Below are 19688 nucleotides of genomic sequence, written 5' to 3' on the forward strand. Positions count from 1 at the left end.
ATGCGTTCCGAGAGGCCTCCGTAGAGGCGGTTGGTTTCAATGGTGCGGATGATGGTGTCGTCCCCCTGGCCTTTGGCGATGCTGACTTTGCCGGGTTCTTCCGTACGGGTGATGGTGTGGGCCGGCAGTCCGCGCTGCTGGCGCGTGATGACGGTGGTCCGCACGCCGTTTTCTTCCGAGGACAGGTAGGAGGAGGTTTTATAGGGTTCTCCCGTTACTTCGTATGTTCCGTCGGCCAGAGCCGTGACGGCGGCGGGAGCGTACCATTCCAGGACGAGTTCTCCGTCCGCTCCGGTCCGGGTGCGCATCAGCCCTTCCGCGGCGCTGTAGCTGCTTACCAGGTTGCCCGCAGGATCATACGTATTGTTTACATTGCGGAAGTAGTCTTCCGCCAGGAGCACTTTGCCGGAGGCGGAGGTCATGGCGACCACGGCGCCGGTTTCCGCGGAGAAGCGGATGTTTTGCCCGTCCGCGTCCACCAGGGAAAGGTAGGCGGGGGCGCCGGAAGCGGCAGGCGCCAGGGTTTCATCCAGCAGCTGCACCCTGAAGTCGCGCTTGCGGGAGATGCCCGCGGGGAGGGCCGCATCGGAACCGGCCTGCACGTTGAAGTAAAGCGCGGCGCCCGCCGGCGGCACGATGGTGATGAGGCCGGACGTTTCGTCCAGATGGGCGCGCCAGGCCCACGGGCTTACGTATTTCAGGCCGCCGCAGGCTTCCGCCGTTTCACGGGCGTTTTCCGCGGCGCGGAGGCTGAAGGCCGCGGGAGACGGCGCCCCTCCCTTGGCCAGGAATTCGGCCTGGGACATGCAGATTTCCACGCCGGGGTCACCCGGCAGTTTTTCCGCCGCAATGGTGTATTCGTTGCCTTCCGCGTCCGTGCACGTACCGCAACGGCAGCAGATTTCCTTTTCTTCCGGCGGCACGTCCGAAGAGGAGCTGCTGGAGGAGCTGGAGGAACCGCCGGGGCTTCCATGGGCAGTCACCGTCACGGAATAGCGGCATACGGATTGATTGTATTCGTTGTGCGGTATGTCGATGTTCTGGTGCGTGATGGAGAGGGTGTACGTTCCTTCGGAGAGTTCAAAGGAGCCTGATTTGGTCCATTCCTGGTGGCCTCCCAGTTCTCCGGGTTCATCAGCGTCAGGGGTCAGGTCCAGTTCGAAGGTGCCGCCCGGGCCGGAGATGGTCAGCTTGCCCCAGTCGTCCACCGTCAGGCTGGCCACGGCCGTGGCCCCGCCTTCCGGGACGTTGAAGGTGTCGTTGACTGGGGTCATGAAGATGTCGGCGCCGGCAGACGTCTGAACGAAGTTGTCAGATTTTTCATAAATGACGGTATCCGCGCCGTAGGGCTGGATGGGGGTGGACATGGCGTTGAGGGATGTCGCGGCGCCAGGCGCGCCAGGCTGGCCGGCCGCCCCGGGAAGTTCGGCGGCGGGGTTGGGGTTCATCTTGTTGGCGGACCCCCTGTTCAACGTGGGGGCGTCGTTTGGTTGTTCGTTGGTATACATGGTGTGTGATGATTAGTGTTTGAGTGCGACGTCTATAAACGCCGAGTAGGTCGATTTAGACCCTTCACAATGATTGCTTGCCGCGTTTCAGGAAATTCGCCGCCCATTTCTTAAAAAAGTGAATTTTTCTTCCCGGAGCCGTTTCCTGAGGCGGCGCGCCCTGCTTTCCTCCAGATGAATGCTTCTGGCTGCCCGTGACAAATTTCCTTCAGCGTCAATCAATGCCTCAACCAGCTCCCTTTCCTGCGGCTCCAGGGATTCCATTTCCCGCTCGAAGTCTTCCCGGAACATCAGACCGGAAAGGAAGTCAGAATGCCCGTCAGCGTCAATTTCCCGACCATCTTCATATTCAAGTGGACGAGCTTCCCGCAGCAGTAGCCTCTTCTTCCGGTTCCTTTCGCGCAAATAGCGTTCCGGCTCAAAAATGGTTACATTGCCCAGGTATGTTTTCATGCCGGCGCCTCCGCTTTTCCGGTAACGGCGGCAAATTTCCCAGCACCGGATTCTGAACCGTTGGAGGACATCCATATATTCTTCCTCAGATATCTGAAACCCGATGGATTCTGCTTTTATTCGGAGGCGCTGAGGAAACGCTGAAGGTGAAACGGGATCTTCGCCTCACGACACGGCGCGGTATCAGGTATTTCTCCAGAGTTTTGATGCGGAGGTGTCCGGAATTGAAAAGATTTCCGGATCGGAAACTGACGCCGGAGCATAGCGCTCATTTTCTGGAAGCTGTGTTTGCATCCCACAGGCAGGATTACAAGGGCCGGGCGGTGATGAGGATTTGGTAGAGAGGATCATTTCGTAAGGTCCCGGACCAGTAAAACGGGAGGAAGTTTGCATGCTTCCGTGCATGCTGTGCTTCGGCGGCTCCTGGCAGGATACGGGGCAGGGGGGGCAGCCTGTTCTATCCTCCCAATTGGCCGATGCGTTAGAGGCTGCTCCGGGAAAAAGCGGGATGGGGTGGTACAACCGCTTTGGAGAATAGAATGCGGATGCACGGAGGCATACCAATGTTTCCTGCCACGCCAAATGGTTCAGGGATTTTTGCCTGTTTCAGCTGGAAATGAGGCATAAGGGAGATTCCGGGGCTATTCCCTGGGCAGGAAGTAGCCGCGCTGTTTTTCTGAGATGGGCATGTCCAGGCGTTCCATAACGGCCAGCATGTCTTCCCATACCTTGCGTTTTTCCCGCGGGCTGTCCGATCTGAGCAGGTAGCTGGGATGGTAAGTGACGCGTACGGGAATGCCGTTAAGATCATGGAACCTGCCGCGCATGGAACTGACGGATCCCTGTTCCCCCAGCAGGCCTACGGCTGCGGTTCCGCCCAGGGCTATAATCATTTTCGGCTGGATGACCCGGATTTCATGCATGATGATGGGCAGGCACGCTTCAATTTCTTCCGGCGTGGGGGCGCGGTTATTGGTCCGCTGGTTGGGCAGGGCCGGGCGGAATTTGACGATGTTGGAAATGTAAACCATGTCTCTGGAGAGTCCCATGGCCCTTAATATCTGGTTGAGTTTTTCCCCGGCACGGCCCACGAAGGGCTCCTGCTGCACTTCTTCATAATATCCGGGAGCTTCCCCGATGAGCATGAGTTTCGTATGGGGATTGCCCGTGGCAAAGACCATGGTGTCCCGCAGGGAGTTGAGTTCCCGCGCCGGTTTCCAGTTTTGCGCCAGATGACGGAGGTATTGCAGCTTGTCTTCCATAGTCCCTTCCGGGAGGGTGATGGAGGATGCCGGTTCCCCGCTTTGCGGAAGCAGTTCCGGTGGTTCCGGCATTTCGGCAGGTGCGGGAGCAGGAGCAGGAGCGGACATCTGCAGGGGCGACGGTTTTGGAGAAGCGGACGCTGATGCGGCGGGACGGCCTCCCTGTCTGGCGGCCACGTACCATGTTCTGAGAACGTTTCTGGCTTCATCCGTCAGGCTTGCTCGCGTTGTTCCCTGCTGGATCAGGGAATCAAGATAATGGCGGAAAAGGCTGTTCGGCGTAGCGCTCATGAAAGGATAAACCAGATTAGTCCATAAGAGGCCGTCTGTCACGACGATTCGCAGGTTCCTCTGCTTTCATGGAACGAGCCGTTCCGGGAAATGACACGGTAAAAGATGGTATCTTTTAAGAGGGAGGGGGCAAATTGGGGCTTTCCGGTCCAGGCATGGAAATGCAACCGGCTCTCTCCAATTTTACTTAATTCACTTATGTCTTTTTCTGAAGAATTAAACGGTTTGATGGATTGCCCTTCTCCTCTGGTGCGCCGTTTCATGGCGTTGCTGGAACCGGTTGACGACGCCCGCCTGGAGGCGATGGCGCAGGAGAGCCGGCGTCTGACGCGGCTGCATTTCGGCCGGACTATCCGCCTGTTCGCCCCCATTTACCTGTCCAACGAATGCATCAATAATTGCAAGTACTGCGGTTTTTCACGGGACAATCCCATTATCCGCACCACGCTTACGGTGGATGAAGTGGTGCAGGAGGCCCGTTACCTGCACGGCCTGGGGCTGCGCAGCATCCTGCTGGTGGCCGGGGAGCATCCCAAGTTTGTTTCCGACGGGTATATGCAGGAATGCCTGGACGCCCTGCATTCCTTTATTCCATCCCTGGGGCTGGAGATAGGGCCGTTGCCGGACGACCGTTATGCGGAGATCGTCCGCCACGGGGCGGAACAATTGGCCGTGTATCAGGAAACCTATAACCGGGAAGTGTATGAAACTCTGCATACGGCAGGGATGAAGAAAAATTTCAACTGGAGGCTGGATTGTCCGGAACGCGCCTATCAGGGCGGTTTCCGCCGCATTCAGATAGGAGCCCTGTTCGGGCTTTCGCCGTGGCGGCGGGAGGCCATGGCGCTTGCCGCCCATCTGGATTACCTGCAGAAGCATTGCTGGAAATCCGCGCTTTCCGTAGCGTTTCCCCGCATGCGCCCCTACGCCGGGAATTACGAATATGAACCTGATCCGGACTTGATGCTGGATGACCGCCATTTTGTCCAGCTCATGGCTGCCCTGCGCATCTGCTTCCCCAGGATAGGCATGTCCATCAGCACCCGTGAACCCGCGCCGATGAGGAATGCCCTGATGCATTTGGGCATGACTCACATGTCCGCTATTGCGCGCACGGAACCGGGAGGTTACACGGGCGTGGGAACGGCTGCCGCCCATTTGACGGTGCGGGGCAACCGGGTGGATCTTCCCGATGACCGGAAAGGGCATTGCAAGGCGACGGAACAGTTTGAAATTTCCGACCAGCGCACACCGGAGCAGGTGGTCGGCGCCATACGGAATGCCGGGCTGGAGCCTGTCTGGAAAGACTGGGATGCCGCGCTGGATGTGGTGTAAGAGAGTCTTATCCCGTCTCTCTTCCGCAGAATGACATCCATATCCCCGTGATGTTGTGATGGAGCATTGACGGCATGCTCCGGCTGTCATATTTCCGGCAGTAATGATTCGTTATTATTGGGGGAGGTTTTGGCCGTTCCTCCTGTTTGCGTTCGGTATTGAGGCGGTGGAAAATCTGTTTACGGTATTTTTCGAATACCGCAACATGGATTTCGGATTGGTTTCCCTTCTGAAAACGGCATACGTTTTTCTGACGGAGTTTGCCGTCACCATGTGCTACTGGCTTATTCCCTACGCCGTTTATTTGTGGATTTTGCCGCGCGGGAAGGCGGGAGGGAAGGCGGACAGGTGGTTCACTTCCGCGTGGTTTTTCCTGTTTGTGCTCGCCAATCTGTTTGAAGATGTGGCGGAAGCCTTTTTCTGGAACGAGTTTGAAGCCAGCTTCAATTTCATTGCGGTAGACTATTTGGTTTACACCAAGGAGGTCATCGGGAATATTTACGAGTCCTATCCCATCATCCCTATTTTGGGCGGCATTCTGGCGGCGTCCGTTCTGGCCGTCTGGGGAATGAAGAGGTTTTTGCTTCCCCGGAACGGGGCGGTGCCCGCCGGATGGAAACGAGGCTGTGTGGTGCTGTTCCTGCTGGCCTGCGTCACGGGAGGATATTGGCTGGTGGATATCAAGGATGCGGATGCCGTGAACAACCGTTATAATTCGGAAATGGCCAAGGATGGCCTTTACAGCCTGTTCAGCGCCTTTCTCAAGAATGAACTGGATTACCGCGCCTATTACCGGACGCTGCCGGACGCGGAAGCGGCGGCGTTTCTGGCCCGGGAGTTTACGGCGGATGACACGTCCGTGCCGGGAGCTTCGTCCGGCAGTGTGAAGAGGCAGGTGCGCCCTTCCGGGGGAGTTATCCGCCCGAATGTCGTGGTGGTGGTCATGGAAAGCATGGGGGCGGAATTTTTAAACGAATGCCGGGAAGACGGGGCTGACGTCACTCCGTGCCTGAGCCGTCTGGGAAAGGAAGGCATTTTCTTCCCGAACACTTATGCCACGGGTACCCGTTCCGTACGCGGGCTGGAGGCCATCAGCACCTCCCTGCCGCCGCTTCCCGGCATGTCCATCCTTCGCCAGGAAGGAAATGAGCATTTGCAGACCATAGGGTCCATCTTCAGGGACAAGGGATATGATCTCAAATGGATTTACGGCGGCTACGGGTATTTTGACAACATGAATTACTTTTTCGGACACAACGGTTTTCAGGTTCTGGACCGTAGTTCCATGAATGATTACGAGGTGACCCATTCCACCATCTGGGGCGTTTGCGATGAAGATTTGTTCCGCCGCGCCGTACGGGAGGCGGATGAATCCTGCGGACGCGGCAAGCCGTTTTTGCAGGTGGTGTTCACCACGTCCAACCACCGTCCCTACACGTACCCGGAAGGGCGCATTGACATCCCTCCCCGCACGGGGCGCATGGGGGCCGTGAAATACGCGGATTATGCGGTAGGCGCCTTTGTGGAGGAGGCCAGAACCAGACCCTGGTTTGACAACACGCTGTTCGTGTTCGTAGGAGACCACGGCGCCGGGAGCGCGGGAAAGCAGGCTCTTAATCCGGAAACGCACCGCATTTTTTCCATTTTCTACGCTCCGGCTCTGCTGAAACCGGAACGGCGGGAAATTCCCGTGAGCCAGATTGACGTGCTGCCCACTTTGCTGGGGTTGTTGAAATGGCCGTATGATGCGGCTTTTTATGGAAAGGATGCTTTAAAGCCTTCTTACCAGTCCCGGTATTTTGTGAGTAATTACCAGTATATCGGCTATTTGAAAGGGAAAGACATGGTGGTGCTCAAACCCCAGCGTGAAGTGGAATTTTTCCGGGACGGGGAAGCCGTTGCTCCGGACGGGCGGATGAAAGATCTGGAAAGGGAGGCGGTTTATTATTACCAGCACGCTTCCGGCTGGCGGACCAGTTTGAAAGAGTAAGGCCCCCGCCAGGTGCGGAGGCCACGCTTTCGGCATCATCCGACCGTGCGGAAAATGCGTTCAGGATTTGCTTCCGTCCCTGTAATCCTGAAGAGCGTCCCAGTGGAACGTGAAATGCTTCTGCATGTGCAGCCCGTTGGCGAGAATAAACATGAGGGAAATGCGGAATTCGTTGTTGTTCAAACCATCCAGCTCTTTTTTGTCAATTTTCATGGAGAATTTTCCGCTCTTTTTCCCAAGGCGCCGGGAGAAGGAAACGGCGTCATAGTCCTGGTTGACCGCATAAGGAGGATCCTGGATGTAAACGTTCAGAGCTTTAACGGTCTGGGGGCTTGTATAATTGCCGGAAATCAGAATCTGGTCTCCTTTGAAGGAGATGGCTACGTCCTTGACCTCCACTTCCGGCCTGCCTTCGTAAAATTGTTGGGCCGGGGTGACGGAGAATACTTCACAGGCGTCCAGCAGGGCGCAGCTGGCCGGAGTCAGGAACGTGGGGCTGGTCCCGAACGTGTAATTGCCCGAACCCATCAGGGCCGTGCCGTATTTTTTACCGTCCGAGGCGGTCTGGTGGTTGTGCGGCAGGTTAAGGCCGTGTCCCAATTCGTGGGCCATACCCCCATACCATTTGGTCAGCAGCCTTCCTTCTCTGGTTTTCTGGCCCAGATGTTTGATATCGAAGGCCGGATAATCCAGGGCGAAGCAGTTGCGCCCCATGCCGTAAAAGGGGACGCCGCCGGGATTGTCGGGGCCGTTCTTTTCGTCATTCCAGGTAGGCATGATGATAAGCGTGTGCTGGCTTTTTTTCCTGTCCGGATGTGCTTTGAAAAATTCGTCAAGTTCCTGGGCCGCTTTCCAGCCGCCTCCGTTTTCATAAGGATAATGGGCCGCCGGATATTTGGCCTTGTATTCAATGATGTTCACGCGGCCTGGAGATTTGATGTCCAGGCCGAAAGAACGCGCGCCATAGCCATGCCGCTGCATTTCCTTGCCGTAAAATTGCTGTAGGTGAAGGAGCAGTTCGCTGAGGCGCCGTTCGTAATCCGGAACGGGTTCCGTATCACTGCCCAGAAAATAGACGATATTGAGCTGCCGTGCCGTTTTTTTCAGGGCAATCCGGTCTTTCAGGGCGTCCGGAACAGTGACTTCCGCAAAGGATGTGTCGGAGGCCGCCCCCAGAAAGAACAGAGAAAAAAATGCGGAGAGAAGTCGTTTAAACATACTTGCCAAGGTAGGGGGCTCATTGTGAAAAACAAGGAAATTTGCTGTTCTCGCCATCATTGGAGGAAGCGTTCCTGAACCGGGAGTGGGATAACGGGGGAAAGGCTCCGCCATGTGGCGGACGATAAGTTTGGAATGGCTGAAAGATAGAGGTTGCGAAGGCAGTAGATATGTGACATTGTTTATTAAAGCATGCATTTCCAATCTCTATATTTATCTGCCGTGGCGGTAAGTGCCGTTTCTTTCGGGTGGGGGGCTCTGGATAAGCCTTCCGCCTCCAATTTGATCTGGTCTGATGAACCGGCCGTAGTTGTTTATCCGCAGGAAGACAAAAATTCCGAGGGCAGCTTTGGCAAGTACAGGAAGCCTGCCTCCGTTTGGGAAGCGGAAGGGTATCCCATTGGCAACGGTCGCGTGGGAGCCATGATTTTCAGCGCTCCCGGCCGCGAACGGCTTGCCTTGAATGAAATCAGCCTCTGGTCCGGCGGAGCCAATCCCGGGGGAGGGTACGGTTACGGGCCTGATGCCGGGACGAACCAGTTCGGCAACTATCTTCCGTTCGGGGATTTGTTCGTGGACTTTAAAAAAGGCGACCAGCCAGCTTCCCTGTCTGTGGAAGATTTTACGCGTGCCCTGGATCTCCGGGACGGCATTCATAAAGTGAATTACAAGGCTGACGGCGTGACGTATGACCGGGAGGCATTCTCCAGCACGCCTGCCAATGTTCTGGTGTTGAATTATAAAGCCAGCAAGCCCGGCCAGTTCAGCGCGGATTTTTCCGTTAACAGCCAGCTTGGAGCAGATATTTCCGCCAAGGGCCCCGTCATCACCTGGAAGGGGATTTTGAAAAACGGCATGAATTATGAAGGCCGCGTTTTGATCCGTCCCAAAGGCGGTACGCTTTCCTCCGCAGGCGATAAAATTTCCGTGAAAAATGCGGATTCCTGCATGGTTGTCATCGCCATGGAGACGGATTATCTGATGGATTATAAAAAGGACTGGAAGGGCGAATCTCCCGCCAAGAAGCTGGACCGTTATGCGGCCAAAGCCGCTTCTGCGGATTATGCCGCCCTGAAACAGGCCCACATTTCCCAATACAAATCCATGTTTGACCGGGTGAAGGTCAACTTCGGGAAAACGGAGGAGGATGTAGCCAAGCTGCCTACGCCGAAGCGTCTGGAATCCTATAAGAAAAATCCGGCAGACCCCGATCTGGAGGAAACCATGTTCCAGTTCGGCCGTTATCTGCTGTTGTCCAGTTCCCGGCCCGGCACGCTCCCGGCCAATCTGCAGGGGTTGTGGAATGATTATGTCAAACCGCCGTGGGCCTGCGACTACCATAACAACATCAACGTCCAGATGGCGTATTGGGGGGCGGAACCCGCCAACCTCTCCGAATGCCATGAGGCTCTGGTCAATTACGTGGAAGCAATGGCCCCCGGCTGCCGGGACGCTTCCCAGGCGAACAAGGGGTTCAATACCAAAGACGGCAAACCCGTGCGCGGCTGGACGGTGCGCACCTCCCAGAATATCTTCGGCGGCAACGGCTGGCAGTGGAATATTCCCGGCGCGGCTTGGTATGCGCTGCATATATGGGAACATTATGCGTTTACCGGTGATAGAAAGTATCTGGAGAAACAGGCATATCCCCTGATGAAGGAAATCTGTCATTTCTGGGAAGATCATTTGAAGGAACTGGGCGCCAAGGGCGAAGGGTTCAAAACAAACGGCAAGGAGCCGAGCGAAGAGGAGAAGAAGGATCTGGCCGATGTGAAAGCCGGAACTCTGGTGGCTCCCAATGGCTGGTCTCCCGAACATGGGCCGCGTGAAGACGGCGTGATGCATGACCAGCAGCTTATTGCGGAGCTTTTCTCCAATACCATCAAAGCCGCCCGCATCCTGGGCAAGGACGCCGCCTGGGCCAAGAGCCTGGAGGGTAAGCTGAAAAGGCTGGCCGGCAACAAAATAGGCAAGGAAGGGAATCTTCAGGAATGGATGATTGACCGCATTCCCAAGACGGACCACCGCCATACGTCCCACCTCTTTGCCGTTTTCCCCGGCAACCAGATCAGCAAGCTCAAGACGCCCAAGCTGGCGGAAGCCGCCCGTCTTTCCCTGGAATGGCGCGGCACGACCGGAGACAGCCGCCGTTCCTGGACGTGGCCGTGGCGCACGGCTCTGTGGGCCCGCCTGGGAGAGGGGAACAAGGCTCATGAAATGGTGCAGGGGTTATTGAAGTTCAATACGTTGCCGAATATGCTGACTACCCATCCCCCTATGCAGATGGACGGCAACTTCGGCATTGTAGGCGGCATTTGTGAAATGTTGGTGCAATCCCATGCCGGGGGCCTGGACATCATGCCTTCTCCCGTGGAAGCGTGGCCTGAAGGCTCTGTGAAGGGGCTGAAAGCCCGGGGCAATGTCACGGTAGATTTTTCCTGGAAGGACGGCAAGGTGAGCAACGTGAAGTTGTATTCCGCCCAACCCAAGGTGCTGCCCGTGCGCGTCAATGGGAAGATGACCCGCATGAAAACCCTGCCGATGAAATCAGCAGCGGAATCTTCGCAGCCCGCAGCCAGGTAAAAGAGAAATCCTTGATCCGGTTTTAGTTCCGGGACGCAACATGATCATGGCTTCCAGTCCTTTTGTAAGGGCTGGAAGCCTTTTTTATCCCGAACCTTTGCGGGAGGGGACAGTGTTTATTGAAAAAGTGGTGTATGCTGAATGGCGCGTTCCGAAAGAAGGAATTTTTCTCCGGCTGGAAAGGTTGGGGAGGATTTACGTAGGGGAAGGCCCTCCGCTTTAAGGAAAGAAGGGATATTCTCTCATTTCTTTTCCATCTGCCCGAGCAGGGAGCAAATGGCGCAGGAATGGAGGGAACACAGGTCATCGTGGATTTGAAGCAAAGCCTGGTGGTGCCAGGCTTTCGCAAGAAAGGCTTGTGCATCCGGCCTGCGGCCCAGCAGGGATTGGTAGACGGAGAGAACTTTTGTTCCCGCCTGTCCGGCCCGAAGGGAGAGATAATGCTTCCATGCGTGTTCGTCATCTTTCATCGGAAGAAGATGGTTGATGATGAAGTCCAAGATTCTATCCCGGCCCATCAGGGCCATGGGGCGGGGAGAGGGGGAGGAGGGAAGCGTTACATGGGTGCTCCAGTAGGGGTGTGTAAGGGAGGAGAGGTACTCTGTCAGTTTTTCCGTATGTCTGGCAACGCAAAGGCGCTTAAACGTATCAAAGTCTGCTGCGATGACGGACAGCGCCCCTACGCGCCTCTGCGGATGGTTGGCCGGCCTGTTGCCGGAAAATGTCCAGGGGAAGGAGCGGTCCGGCGCCAGTTCAAATTGTTCCCGCAGGGGCCACCATTGAGCCCAGAGTTTTTTGTGCAGATCTACGGCTTCCGGTGTGCAGGAGGCCGGCAGCACGGGAAGGAGGAATCCCGCCGTACCGAAGAGCAGGGCTTCCGGGCAGTTCCGGATGGAGCGAAGGGGCGCCCGCAGGGCCAGGTGGCGCATGGCGGTTTTGTTGGCGTGATAGCCGAGCGTTTCCGCCAGGTTTTCAAAAAGGGTCTGTTCCTCTCCTGCGTATTTGGCGCGTTCCGCATGGCGGCGGTGTTTGTTCCGGAACCTGTAGGCTGCTGCTGATTGAAGGAGTGTTTCCAGAGACTCCGGAGCCATGGAAGCCAGCAAATCGGCGTGGAGGCAGTGGCGTACCGGGGCGCTGCCGGAAGGGGATGTTCCTGATTGCGCCAGCGCAGCGGGAGGAATGACAGCCAGAGGGATGCGTTCATGCCGGGCATTGCGGGTGAACCATCCCCTGCGGCTGGGCGTGCAGACGAGGTGCAGGATGACGCCGTTAAACCCCGGGTTGGAACCGTGCCCGTGGCGTTCCCAGTCTTCCGGCGTGGGATCCAGTTCGATGTCTCCTGACTGTGGAACGCCATTAATGCGTATCCTGGCGTTTAGAAAGTCCGGCCCGGCGGATTTATTCCAGTTCCCAAAATCCAGAATGTGAACGTCCCTGCCTGAATCATCCGTAAAAGAAGTTCCGAATACTCCTTCCAGCAGAAGAAGCTGAAGCGTCCGTTCGTCCGGAAGGGAGGAACGATTGGAAACGGAATATTCCCTGACGGCAGCCTGCCCTTCTTCCCTTGCTGCGGAAAGGGCTTCCTCATACAGGGAGGCCATGGAACGCAGGTCCATGTGGAAGGGAGGAAATTTTATTTATCGTTCTGCCGTTCCAATTCTTCTTTCAGGCAGTCGGTTACGTTACGGAATTTTTCTTCGTTCTCTTCGCTCATTTCGCTCAGGGTCAAATGGGAATTGAGAACGTGGAGAGTCTGCTCCTTGGCATCCAAATGGACGGAAGGAGCGTTTTCCGTACCCAGGGCGGCACGTATCTGCTCTACTTTTCCCCTCCAGGGGGCTGTGGGCGGTTCAATGCTGAGCAGGGCGTCCAGTCCCAGGCTTTCCAGAGCGCTCAGGCAGCGTTCGCTCGGGGAGGCGATTTGGATGGACCCCCCGATGGGAAGCAGCCGTCGCGACAGGCCTGCAAGAGTGCCCATGAAGGTGGAGTCAATGCCGGAGCAGGTTTCCAGATCAATGACGATCAGGCGTCCTCCGGAAGCGATGTAATCATCCCCCAGGGATTTGACAGTCGGGCTATTGGCAAAACTTCCGCGTCCGGAACACCGGATCCAAAGAAATTCATCAAAAAGTCCGAAAATGATGGAAGAATTGTTATTCACGTCGTTAGAAAATGGAAACCATATGAATAACAAGAGAAGCCGCTGCGGTCAAGTCAGGATTTAATTTGTGCGCCGCCGGCAGAAGGTCTGTTTTCTCCCATACAGAACCTTTTCCCGCGGCGCTCTTTCCGTTGTTCGGGGGATGCCTCAGGAGTTCTTGGTGCCTTCCCCCGTACCTGGCAGGAAACGGTAATAGGTTTCCAGCATCAGCGTTGCCAGGCACTGGCGGTAGATGTTTTCAGATTTGCCGCGCATGCCGGAAACGAATCCTACATCATTTTTCCGGAAACTGCCGTCCGCATTCTGGCCGCTGAGCACGGCGTCTCGGAACGCTTTGTTGTAGGAGGTCCATACGTCTCCGCCACGGTTCATGGCGGCCTGCACGCAGTAGTAATGCATGTAGAGATTGCTCTTGACGTTTTCCGTGCCGCTTCCCTGGCCCCACTGGAGGGCTTTGATATTGTTTTTGATCCAGTCCAGTCCCTTGCGGGCGGCGCTGTCCGAGCCGTTGCCCGTCATTTGCAGAGAAAGCACGCCCACGCCTACCAGGGAGGAACGGGGCATATTGCCGTTTTCCTTATAGGAGAACTTGCCGTCCGGCATGACGTTCTTGCGCACGTAGCTTGAGGCCTTGCGCAGTGTGGAGCGGATTTCCCCTTTGGTAGGTTTGATGCCTCCGTGTTCGGCGGCCTTGAGGGCCTGCACGTTCCATCCGGTGACGGAAAGGTCGATGTCCGGATTGATTTTGTTATTGTAGCTGTAGGCCCAGCCGCCGTTGGGGCACTGGGCGTCAATAATCCTGTCCACGGCTTTTACGACGACCTTTTCCAGATTGGAAATGGAAGGGATGTCCATCTGCTTGCAGAAGGTATAGGCTTCGCACAGGGCGTAGGTGGCTACCGCGTGGTCATAACAGATTTCCTTCAAGGCGGGCTGTTCCGACAGGACGGGGTTTTTCATGCCCAAGTCTACCAGGAAGGAGATGCCCTTCAGGACGTTTTCTCCGAATTCCTCGGAAAGAGGCGTTTCGCAATGGGCCAGATAGGCCAGCAGGGAAATACCGGTCATGGAGGCGCGGAATTGTCCTTCACCCCAGGAGCCGTTGCCGTTCTGCTGTGTTTTCAGCCAGCGGAGGGACTTGACCACGGCTTCCTCGCACTGCGGGGTGCCTCCGTTTTCCGTGATGCGCTTCATGCGGTCGTTCAAGTCGCAGCGCTTGGAGATGATGCCGGGAATGCCTCCCCCGTCTCCGTCTCCCGTGCCGGTCCCGAAGCCGTCGCCGATGTCGATGCCCATGGAAAGCTCTTCCGAGGGGACGTCCACTTCAATGTCCGGGTTGACTACTGCGACGTCCGCCGTGGCGACGGCGGCGATGACCTTCACCTGAGCGGAGGTGGAGGAACTGCTGGGGCGCTGGGTGGTCTGGGTGACTTCCGGCGTGTCGATGTCCGGGTTGTCGCCTTCCTGGGTGGCGTAGGCGACCATGGGCGGATCTTCCGGGACGGCTACAATGATATGTACCAGGTAGAGGAGGAGGCCCATGAGGGCGACGCCGAGGAAAGAGACGGAAATGGCGGCGGTCAGCGTCTTGGTCCGCTGTTTCTTCAATTCCGCAAGGGCGTCTTCAGTACTTTCAATATGGAGACTCATAGAGGGAGGTGTCTGGTTGGCGTCAAAGCAAAAACTCCCGCATTCCTGGGAAATGGGGAGAATTGCCTTGTACAAGTATGTATTGTTGGCCTGCCTGTTTACAAGGCTGGCAACATACTAAAGCCAGACACGCCTGTCTGTCAATCAGATTAGGAATTTCTGGTGCCTTCCCCCGTACCGGGGAGGAAGCGGTAATATACCTCCAGCATCAGCGTTGCCAGGCACTGGCGGTAAATTTTGTCGTTGATGGAACTGCCGTTGCTGTTTACAAGCCCCCCAGGTCCAGGGAATCCGTTCGGGGTAAAGCTTCCATCGGTGGCCTGGGCTCCGAGGGTGGCGTCACGGAAGGCCTTGTTATACGCTTTCCATACATCCCCACCACGGTTCATGGCGGCCTGTACCCCGTAGTAATGCTGGTAGAGGTTGGAGGAAGTATTGTTCGCCTTCCAGTTGAATGGCTGGTTGGTGTTTTTGAGCATCCAGTCCAGTCCCTTGCGGGCGGCGCTGTCCGAACCGTTGCCGCACATTTGGAGGGAAAGAACGCCCACGCCCACCAGGGCAGGACGTGCAGTAGCGTCTTCCCGGCCTTCCTGCATGTAGGTGAAGAGGCCGTCGGGCTTGCCGCATTTCCGGCAATAGGCTGCCGCTTTGCGCAAGGCTGTGCGTATTTCGCCCTTGGAGGGGCGGATGCCTCCGTGCTCGGCGGCTTTGAGGGCCTGCACGTTCCATCCGGTGACGGAAAGGTCCGTATGGGCGCCCGCCTTCGTGTTGTAATTGTAGGCCCAGCCGCCGTCGGTGTTTTGATTGTCTACAATTTTATCAACGGCTTTTACGACGACCTTTTCCAGATTGGAAATGGAGGGGATGTCCATCTGCTTGCAGAAGGTGTAAGCTTCGCACAGGGCGTAGGTAGCTACCGCGTGGTCATAACTGACCTCGTTTCTCTGGGGAACCAGGGAGAGGACGGGATTCTTCATGCCCTGATCCACCAGGAAGGAGATGCCTTTCAGGACAGTTTCCCCGAATTCCTCGGAAAGAGGCGTTTCGCAATGGGCCAGGTAGGACAGGAGAGCCATGCCGGTCATGGCGCATTTGTAATTATGGGGAGCCCCGCCCCAGGAGCCGTCTTGATTCTGCTGTTTTTTCAGCCAGCGGAGGGACTTGACTACGGCTTCCTCGCACTGCGGGGTGCCTCCGTTTTCCGTGATGCGCTTCATGCGGTCGTTCAAGTCGCAACGTTTGGAGATGATGCCGGGAATGCCTCCCCCGTCTCCGTCTCCCGTGCCGGTCCCGAAGCCGTCGCCGATGTCGATGCCCATGGAAAGCTCTTCCGAGGGGACGTCCACTTCAATGTCCGGGTTGACTACTGCGACGTCCGCCGTTGCCACAGCGGCGATGACCTTCACTTGGGCGGAAGTGGAGGAACTGCTGGGGCGCTGGGTGGTCTGGGTGACTTCCGGCGTGTCGATGTCCGGGTTGTCGCCTTCCTGGGTGGCGTAGGCGACCATGGGCGGATCTTCCGGGACGGCTACAATGATATGTACCAGGTAGAGGAGGAGGCCCATGAGGGCGACGCCGAGGAAAGAGACGGAAATGGCGGCGGTCAGTGTCTTGGTCCGCTGTTTCTTCAATTCCGCAAGAGCGTCTTCAGTACTTTCAATATGCAGACTCATACAGTATATGAAGGTTTCTGAGGATAATATAATGTTTCACCGGCTGGTGACGAGTTCAAAAATTTTAATGGTCTGTCAAGTTGTAAATGACCAGATGTGAATAAAATAAAATTTTATAATGAAGGATTTATATTATTTGCATCATTGGTTCGGTGGGAAACTGGACGTTTCGGGACATGGGCGCATACTGGGACACAGGCCGTGCTTTTGATTTGCCGGAGGGGAATAAAAAGGCTTGTTGAAGCCGGGAAGGATGAATAACAGGCCAGGAGATGGTTGCCTTTGAAAGTTTTTTGTTCTGCTGCGGCCGGAGGAGGGGAGGGCGGTTCCGAGCGTAGAGCGTACGAAGAATTCTGGAAAAGAGCAAGCCCTGCCATGGGAGCACATGGCAGGGCGGAAAAAGGGGCGCTTCTTTTGCGCGCAAAGGCATTAATAGTGGCCGCGGCGCGGGCCGGTCATCCACTTCCATGCGGTTTCCACGATAGCTCCGGCATCCTTGCACCTGGCTTCCCAGCCAAGGATTTCCTTGGCTTTCTTCGGATTGGCAATCAGGCGGGGCGGATCGCCTTCACGGCGCGGGCCGTAGCGGACGGGAATTTTTTTGCCGGTGACTTTTTCAGCCGTTTCCAGGATTTCCCGGACGGAAAGTCCCAGGCCTGTTCCGAGATTGAAGCACTCTGTAGCCCCTCCTTTCATCAGGTAGTCCACCGCCTTCAAGTGGGCGTCCGCCAGGTCATTGACGTGGATGTAGTCGCGGATGCAGGTGCCGTCCGGAGTGTCGTAATCCGTTCCGAAGACTTCGATGTATTCCTTTTCCCCGGTCAGCGTGAGCAGGATGTTGGGTATAAGGTGGGTTTCCGGTTCGTGGTCTTCACCGATCAGGCCGTCTTCGCTGCAGCCTGAGGCATTGAAATAGCGCAGAAAAACGCTTTTGAGGCCCCAGGCGCGGTCACAGTCCCTGCAAACTTTTTCCAGCATGTATTTGGAACTTCCGTAAGGATTGATGGGATCCTGCTTTTCCGTTTCCGGGATAGGAATCTGGGTGGGAACGCCATACGTGGCGCAGGTGGAGGAGAAAACAAAACGCTTGACGCCGGCGGCTTGCATGGCGCCCAGAAGGACGAGGGGCCTGGCGATGTTGTTCATGTAGTACTTGAGGGGGTTCTGGACGGATTCCCCCACATTAATAAAGGCGGCAAAGTGAATCACGGCGTCAAAGTCGCCCTTCATCAGGAGAGGATAAACCACGGAGGCATCTCCCAAATCCCCCTTGACCAGTTTCACTTCCGGGTCCACAAGGGCTCCCGCGTGACCGTACACCATGTTGTCCAGCACGGTCACGTCTGCGCCTGTTTTGACGAGCTGGCGCACCGTGTGGGAACCAATATATCCGGCTCCGCCGGTTACAAGTACTTTCATGATTTTATCAAATTTGCTGTTGAGCCGGTTTAACTTTTTCTCCGGCAATAGGCGTCTGGACGTTTTGGAGGCTGCGGAACCTTTCAGTTCACGGCAGACTGAATCCCTGTTCCAGACGCCTGTAAAAGTGACATGTTTTCCCCTTTTTGTCAATTTGCGATATATCTTGCCGCCGTCTCTCCGTTCTTTGCCGGCGGCGGTTGGGACTTCTCCGTTTTCATGCCGGAAATTGCCCCGCTTTTTACTAGCTCCTGACAGGTATTTTTGAGAACATGACCTCATTATGAAACCGTCCGAGATCAGGAATGTTCTGGAAGACCATGAAGTGCGCCCCAGCAAGTCCCTGGGTCAGAATTTCCTGACGGATGAGAATGTAGCCCGCTGGATTGTGGAGCAGCTCGAAATCCGGCCGGAGGACTGTGTGGTGGAGGTAGGGCCAGGAACCGGCTCCCTGACGGAACATGCCGCCCCCCTTTGCCGCAAACTGGTTCTGGTGGAATTTGACTCCCGACTGGCGGAATACCAGAAAGAGCGCTGGGCCGATGATCCCCATGTGGAAGTTCACCATGCCGACGGCGCTTCCTGGGATCCGAGGGGGCTGTTTGCAGAGGCCCCTGTCAAATTCCTTGGCAATCTCCCTTATTCCGCGGGAGGAGCCATCCTCCAGAATTTTCTGTCCAGGCCCAGCGCTGTGGAACGTGCCGTGGTGATGCTTCAGAAGGAGTTTATCGACCGTATTCTGGCGACGCCGGATGATGATGCCTTCGGGCTGTTGTCCCTGCGCATCCAGAAGAACTGGATTCCCCGTGCCCTCAAAACCATCCCGCCGGAAGCGTTTCATCCCCGTCCGCGTATTGATTCCACCGTGATGCTGCTCACTCCCCGTCCAGCCCGCGAGCTGCCTCCATATGACGACCGGCTGATGGACGAACTGATGCGCAGGGCTTTTTCCCAGCGGCGCAAACAATTGAAAAAACAGCTCCCCGCTTCTCCCCCATGGGAGGATGTAGCTGCTTCCCTGGGGCTTTCCCCTTCCGCCAGAGCTGAAGAGTTGAATTTGTCCCAGTGGGTGGAACTAACGCGCGTTTATGATGCCAATCCTCTCAAGGATGTGGCGCAGAGCGGGGATGAATTGTTTGACATCGTGGATGAACTCAACCAGGTGACGGGGCAGGGCACGCGCCGGGAGATACATGAAGGCTGCCTCCGTCATCGTGCCGTACACATGTTTCTGGTCAACAAGCATGGAGCCGTTCTTCTCCAGAAAAGGTCCTTATGGAAAGACAGGCAGCCGGGCAAATGGGATTCCTCCGCAGCCGGGCATCTGGATGCCGGGGAAAGTTATGAGGAAGCCGCGGTGCGGGAGCTGAAGGAGGAGCTGGGCGTGTCCGGCTGCGGGCTGCAGAAAATCGCGGATTTTGACGCCGGAGAAAATAACGGCTGGGAATTCATCTCCCTTTATGAAGGACGGTATTCCGGGAAGGTTCGTTTTCCGGCGGCGGAAGTGGACAGCGTGCAGTGGTTTACGCCGGAGCAAATCCAGGCGTGGGTGGAACGCCGTCCGCAGGATTTCTCCCCTGCATTCATTCCGTGTTGGAATGCATGGCTGGCTGCGAACAGAAAAGATCATTCTAACTCAAATACATATCATGATAAACCCTGATCAATTATCTCCGGAACAAATCCAGTCCATCCGAACCTGGGCGGAAGAAGGACTGGATTTAAACGCCATCCAGAAAAAACTGCATGAAGAACTGAACATCAAGCTGACGTTCATGGATACGAGATTCCTGCTTCAGGATCTGGATATCCGCATCAGACAGCCGGAGCCGGAACCTGAAGACGAACAGCCCGGAGAGCTTCCCGGAACGATGTCGCCCCCTGCCTCCCTGCTGGGAAAAACCCAGGTAACTGTGGATGAGATAACGCCTCCCCATGCCCTGATGGCCGGCAAGGTTTTATTCAAGAGTGGCGCCCAGGGCGCATGGGATATTGATCGTACCGGCCGTATCAACTGGGACGCTACGCTTGGAGAACCTACGGCGGACGACTTGAGGGAATTTGAAGTGGAACTGCAAACCGTTATTCGCAGCCGCATGGGAGCCATGTAAGGGAACCGGAAAATATTCCCTTTGAGATGGACTG

14 protein-coding genes are annotated in these 19688 nt (G+C 56.2%); 5 read left to right on the forward strand and 9 right to left on the reverse strand.

What is annotated here, in order from left to right; genetic code table 11:
* The 3 genes from CI070_RS00040 to CI070_RS00050 all read right to left on the reverse strand — a co-directional run.
* Window positions 1-1508, reverse strand: a 1508-nt coding sequence (locus tag CI070_RS00040; RefSeq protein ID WP_179218381.1) for a hypothetical protein, incomplete at its 3' end; no start/stop codon positions are given.
* Between the two features lie 87 nt (window positions 1509-1595).
* Complete coding sequence (locus CI070_RS00045; protein ID WP_143245599.1) at window positions 1596-1961, reverse strand: hypothetical protein; 366 nt, start codon at window positions 1959-1961, stop codon at window positions 1596-1598.
* 641 nt (window positions 1962-2602) lie between these two features.
* Window positions 2603-3556: a uracil-DNA glycosylase gene (locus tag CI070_RS00050; RefSeq protein WP_256943691.1), complete on the reverse strand. Its 954-nt coding sequence runs from the start codon at window positions 3554-3556 to the stop codon at window positions 2603-2605.
* A gap of 156 nt (window positions 3557-3712) precedes the next feature.
* Between CI070_RS00050 and thiH the strand changes: the two genes are divergently transcribed.
* Together thiH and CI070_RS00060 are read left to right on the forward strand one after the other, a co-directional pair.
* On the forward strand, window positions 3713-4849 hold the full coding sequence (gene thiH, locus CI070_RS00055) for a 2-iminoacetate synthase ThiH (RefSeq protein WP_094136346.1): 1137 nt from the start codon (window positions 3713-3715) through the stop codon (window positions 4847-4849).
* A 103-nt stretch (window positions 4850-4952) separates the two neighbouring features.
* Window positions 4953-6839 (forward strand): LTA synthase family protein, encoded by a 1887-nt coding sequence (locus tag CI070_RS00060; protein WP_094136347.1) that lies wholly within the window; start codon window positions 4953-4955, stop codon window positions 6837-6839.
* Window positions 6840-6899: 60 nt separating this feature from the next.
* On the opposite strand, the gene CI070_RS00065 is transcribed toward CI070_RS00060, so the two are convergent.
* Window positions 6900-8057, reverse strand: coding sequence for a hypothetical protein (locus tag CI070_RS00065; protein ID WP_094136348.1), 1158 nt, complete (start codon window positions 8055-8057; stop codon window positions 6900-6902).
* Window positions 8058-8279: 222 nt separating this feature from the next.
* Here CI070_RS00065 and CI070_RS00070 point away from each other — a divergent pair, with 222 nt between their 5' ends.
* Window positions 8280-10640 (forward strand): glycoside hydrolase family 95 protein, encoded by a 2361-nt coding sequence (locus CI070_RS00070; RefSeq protein WP_179218383.1) that lies wholly within the window; start codon window positions 8280-8282, stop codon window positions 10638-10640.
* A 242-nt stretch (window positions 10641-10882) separates the two neighbouring features.
* Here the strand turns inward: CI070_RS00070 and CI070_RS00080 are convergent, their stop codons facing one another.
* The 5 genes from CI070_RS00080 to galE form a co-directional block, all read right to left on the reverse strand.
* Window positions 10883-12256: a DUF2851 family protein gene (locus CI070_RS00080; RefSeq protein ID WP_094136351.1), complete on the reverse strand. Its 1374-nt coding sequence runs from the start codon at window positions 12254-12256 to the stop codon at window positions 10883-10885.
* Window positions 12257-12273: 17 nt separating this feature from the next.
* Window positions 12274-12801 (reverse strand): STAS domain-containing protein, encoded by a 528-nt coding sequence (locus tag CI070_RS00085; RefSeq protein WP_179218384.1) that lies wholly within the window; start codon window positions 12799-12801, stop codon window positions 12274-12276.
* Between the two features lie 147 nt (window positions 12802-12948).
* Window positions 12949-14451, reverse strand: coding sequence for a prenyltransferase/squalene oxidase repeat-containing protein (locus CI070_RS00090; RefSeq protein ID WP_094136369.1), 1503 nt, complete (start codon window positions 14449-14451; stop codon window positions 12949-12951).
* A gap of 149 nt (window positions 14452-14600) precedes the next feature.
* Window positions 14601-16124 carry a prenyltransferase/squalene oxidase repeat-containing protein gene (locus CI070_RS00095; RefSeq protein WP_094136353.1) on the reverse strand — a complete coding sequence of 508 codons (1524 nt, stop codon included), beginning with the start codon at window positions 16122-16124 and terminating at the stop codon, window positions 14601-14603.
* 429 nt (window positions 16125-16553) lie between these two features.
* The gene (gene galE, locus CI070_RS00100; protein WP_094136370.1) at window positions 16554-17543 is read right to left on the reverse strand and encodes a UDP-glucose 4-epimerase GalE; all 990 of its coding nucleotides are present in this window, start codon (window positions 17541-17543) and stop codon (window positions 16554-16556) included.
* A gap of 283 nt (window positions 17544-17826) precedes the next feature.
* On the opposite strand from galE, the gene rsmA reads away from it, so the two are divergent.
* Together rsmA and CI070_RS00110 are read left to right on the forward strand one after the other, a co-directional pair.
* Complete coding sequence (gene rsmA, locus CI070_RS00105) at window positions 17827-19206, forward strand: 16S rRNA (adenine(1518)-N(6)/adenine(1519)-N(6))-dimethyltransferase RsmA (RefSeq protein ID WP_094136354.1); 1380 nt, start codon at window positions 17827-17829, stop codon at window positions 19204-19206.
* A complete protein-coding gene (locus tag CI070_RS00110; RefSeq protein ID WP_094136355.1) occupies window positions 19193-19654 on the forward strand; it encodes a hypothetical protein in 462 nt (153 codons plus the stop codon). Before rsmA ends, CI070_RS00110 begins: the two co-directional genes overlap by 14 nt.
* Window positions 19655-19688: the final 34 nt, after the last annotated feature.

Origin of the sequence: Akkermansia muciniphila (assembly GCF_900184965.1) — a bacterium.
Classification (GTDB): Bacteria; Verrucomicrobiota; Verrucomicrobiia; order Verrucomicrobiales; family Akkermansiaceae; genus Akkermansia; species Akkermansia muciniphila_A.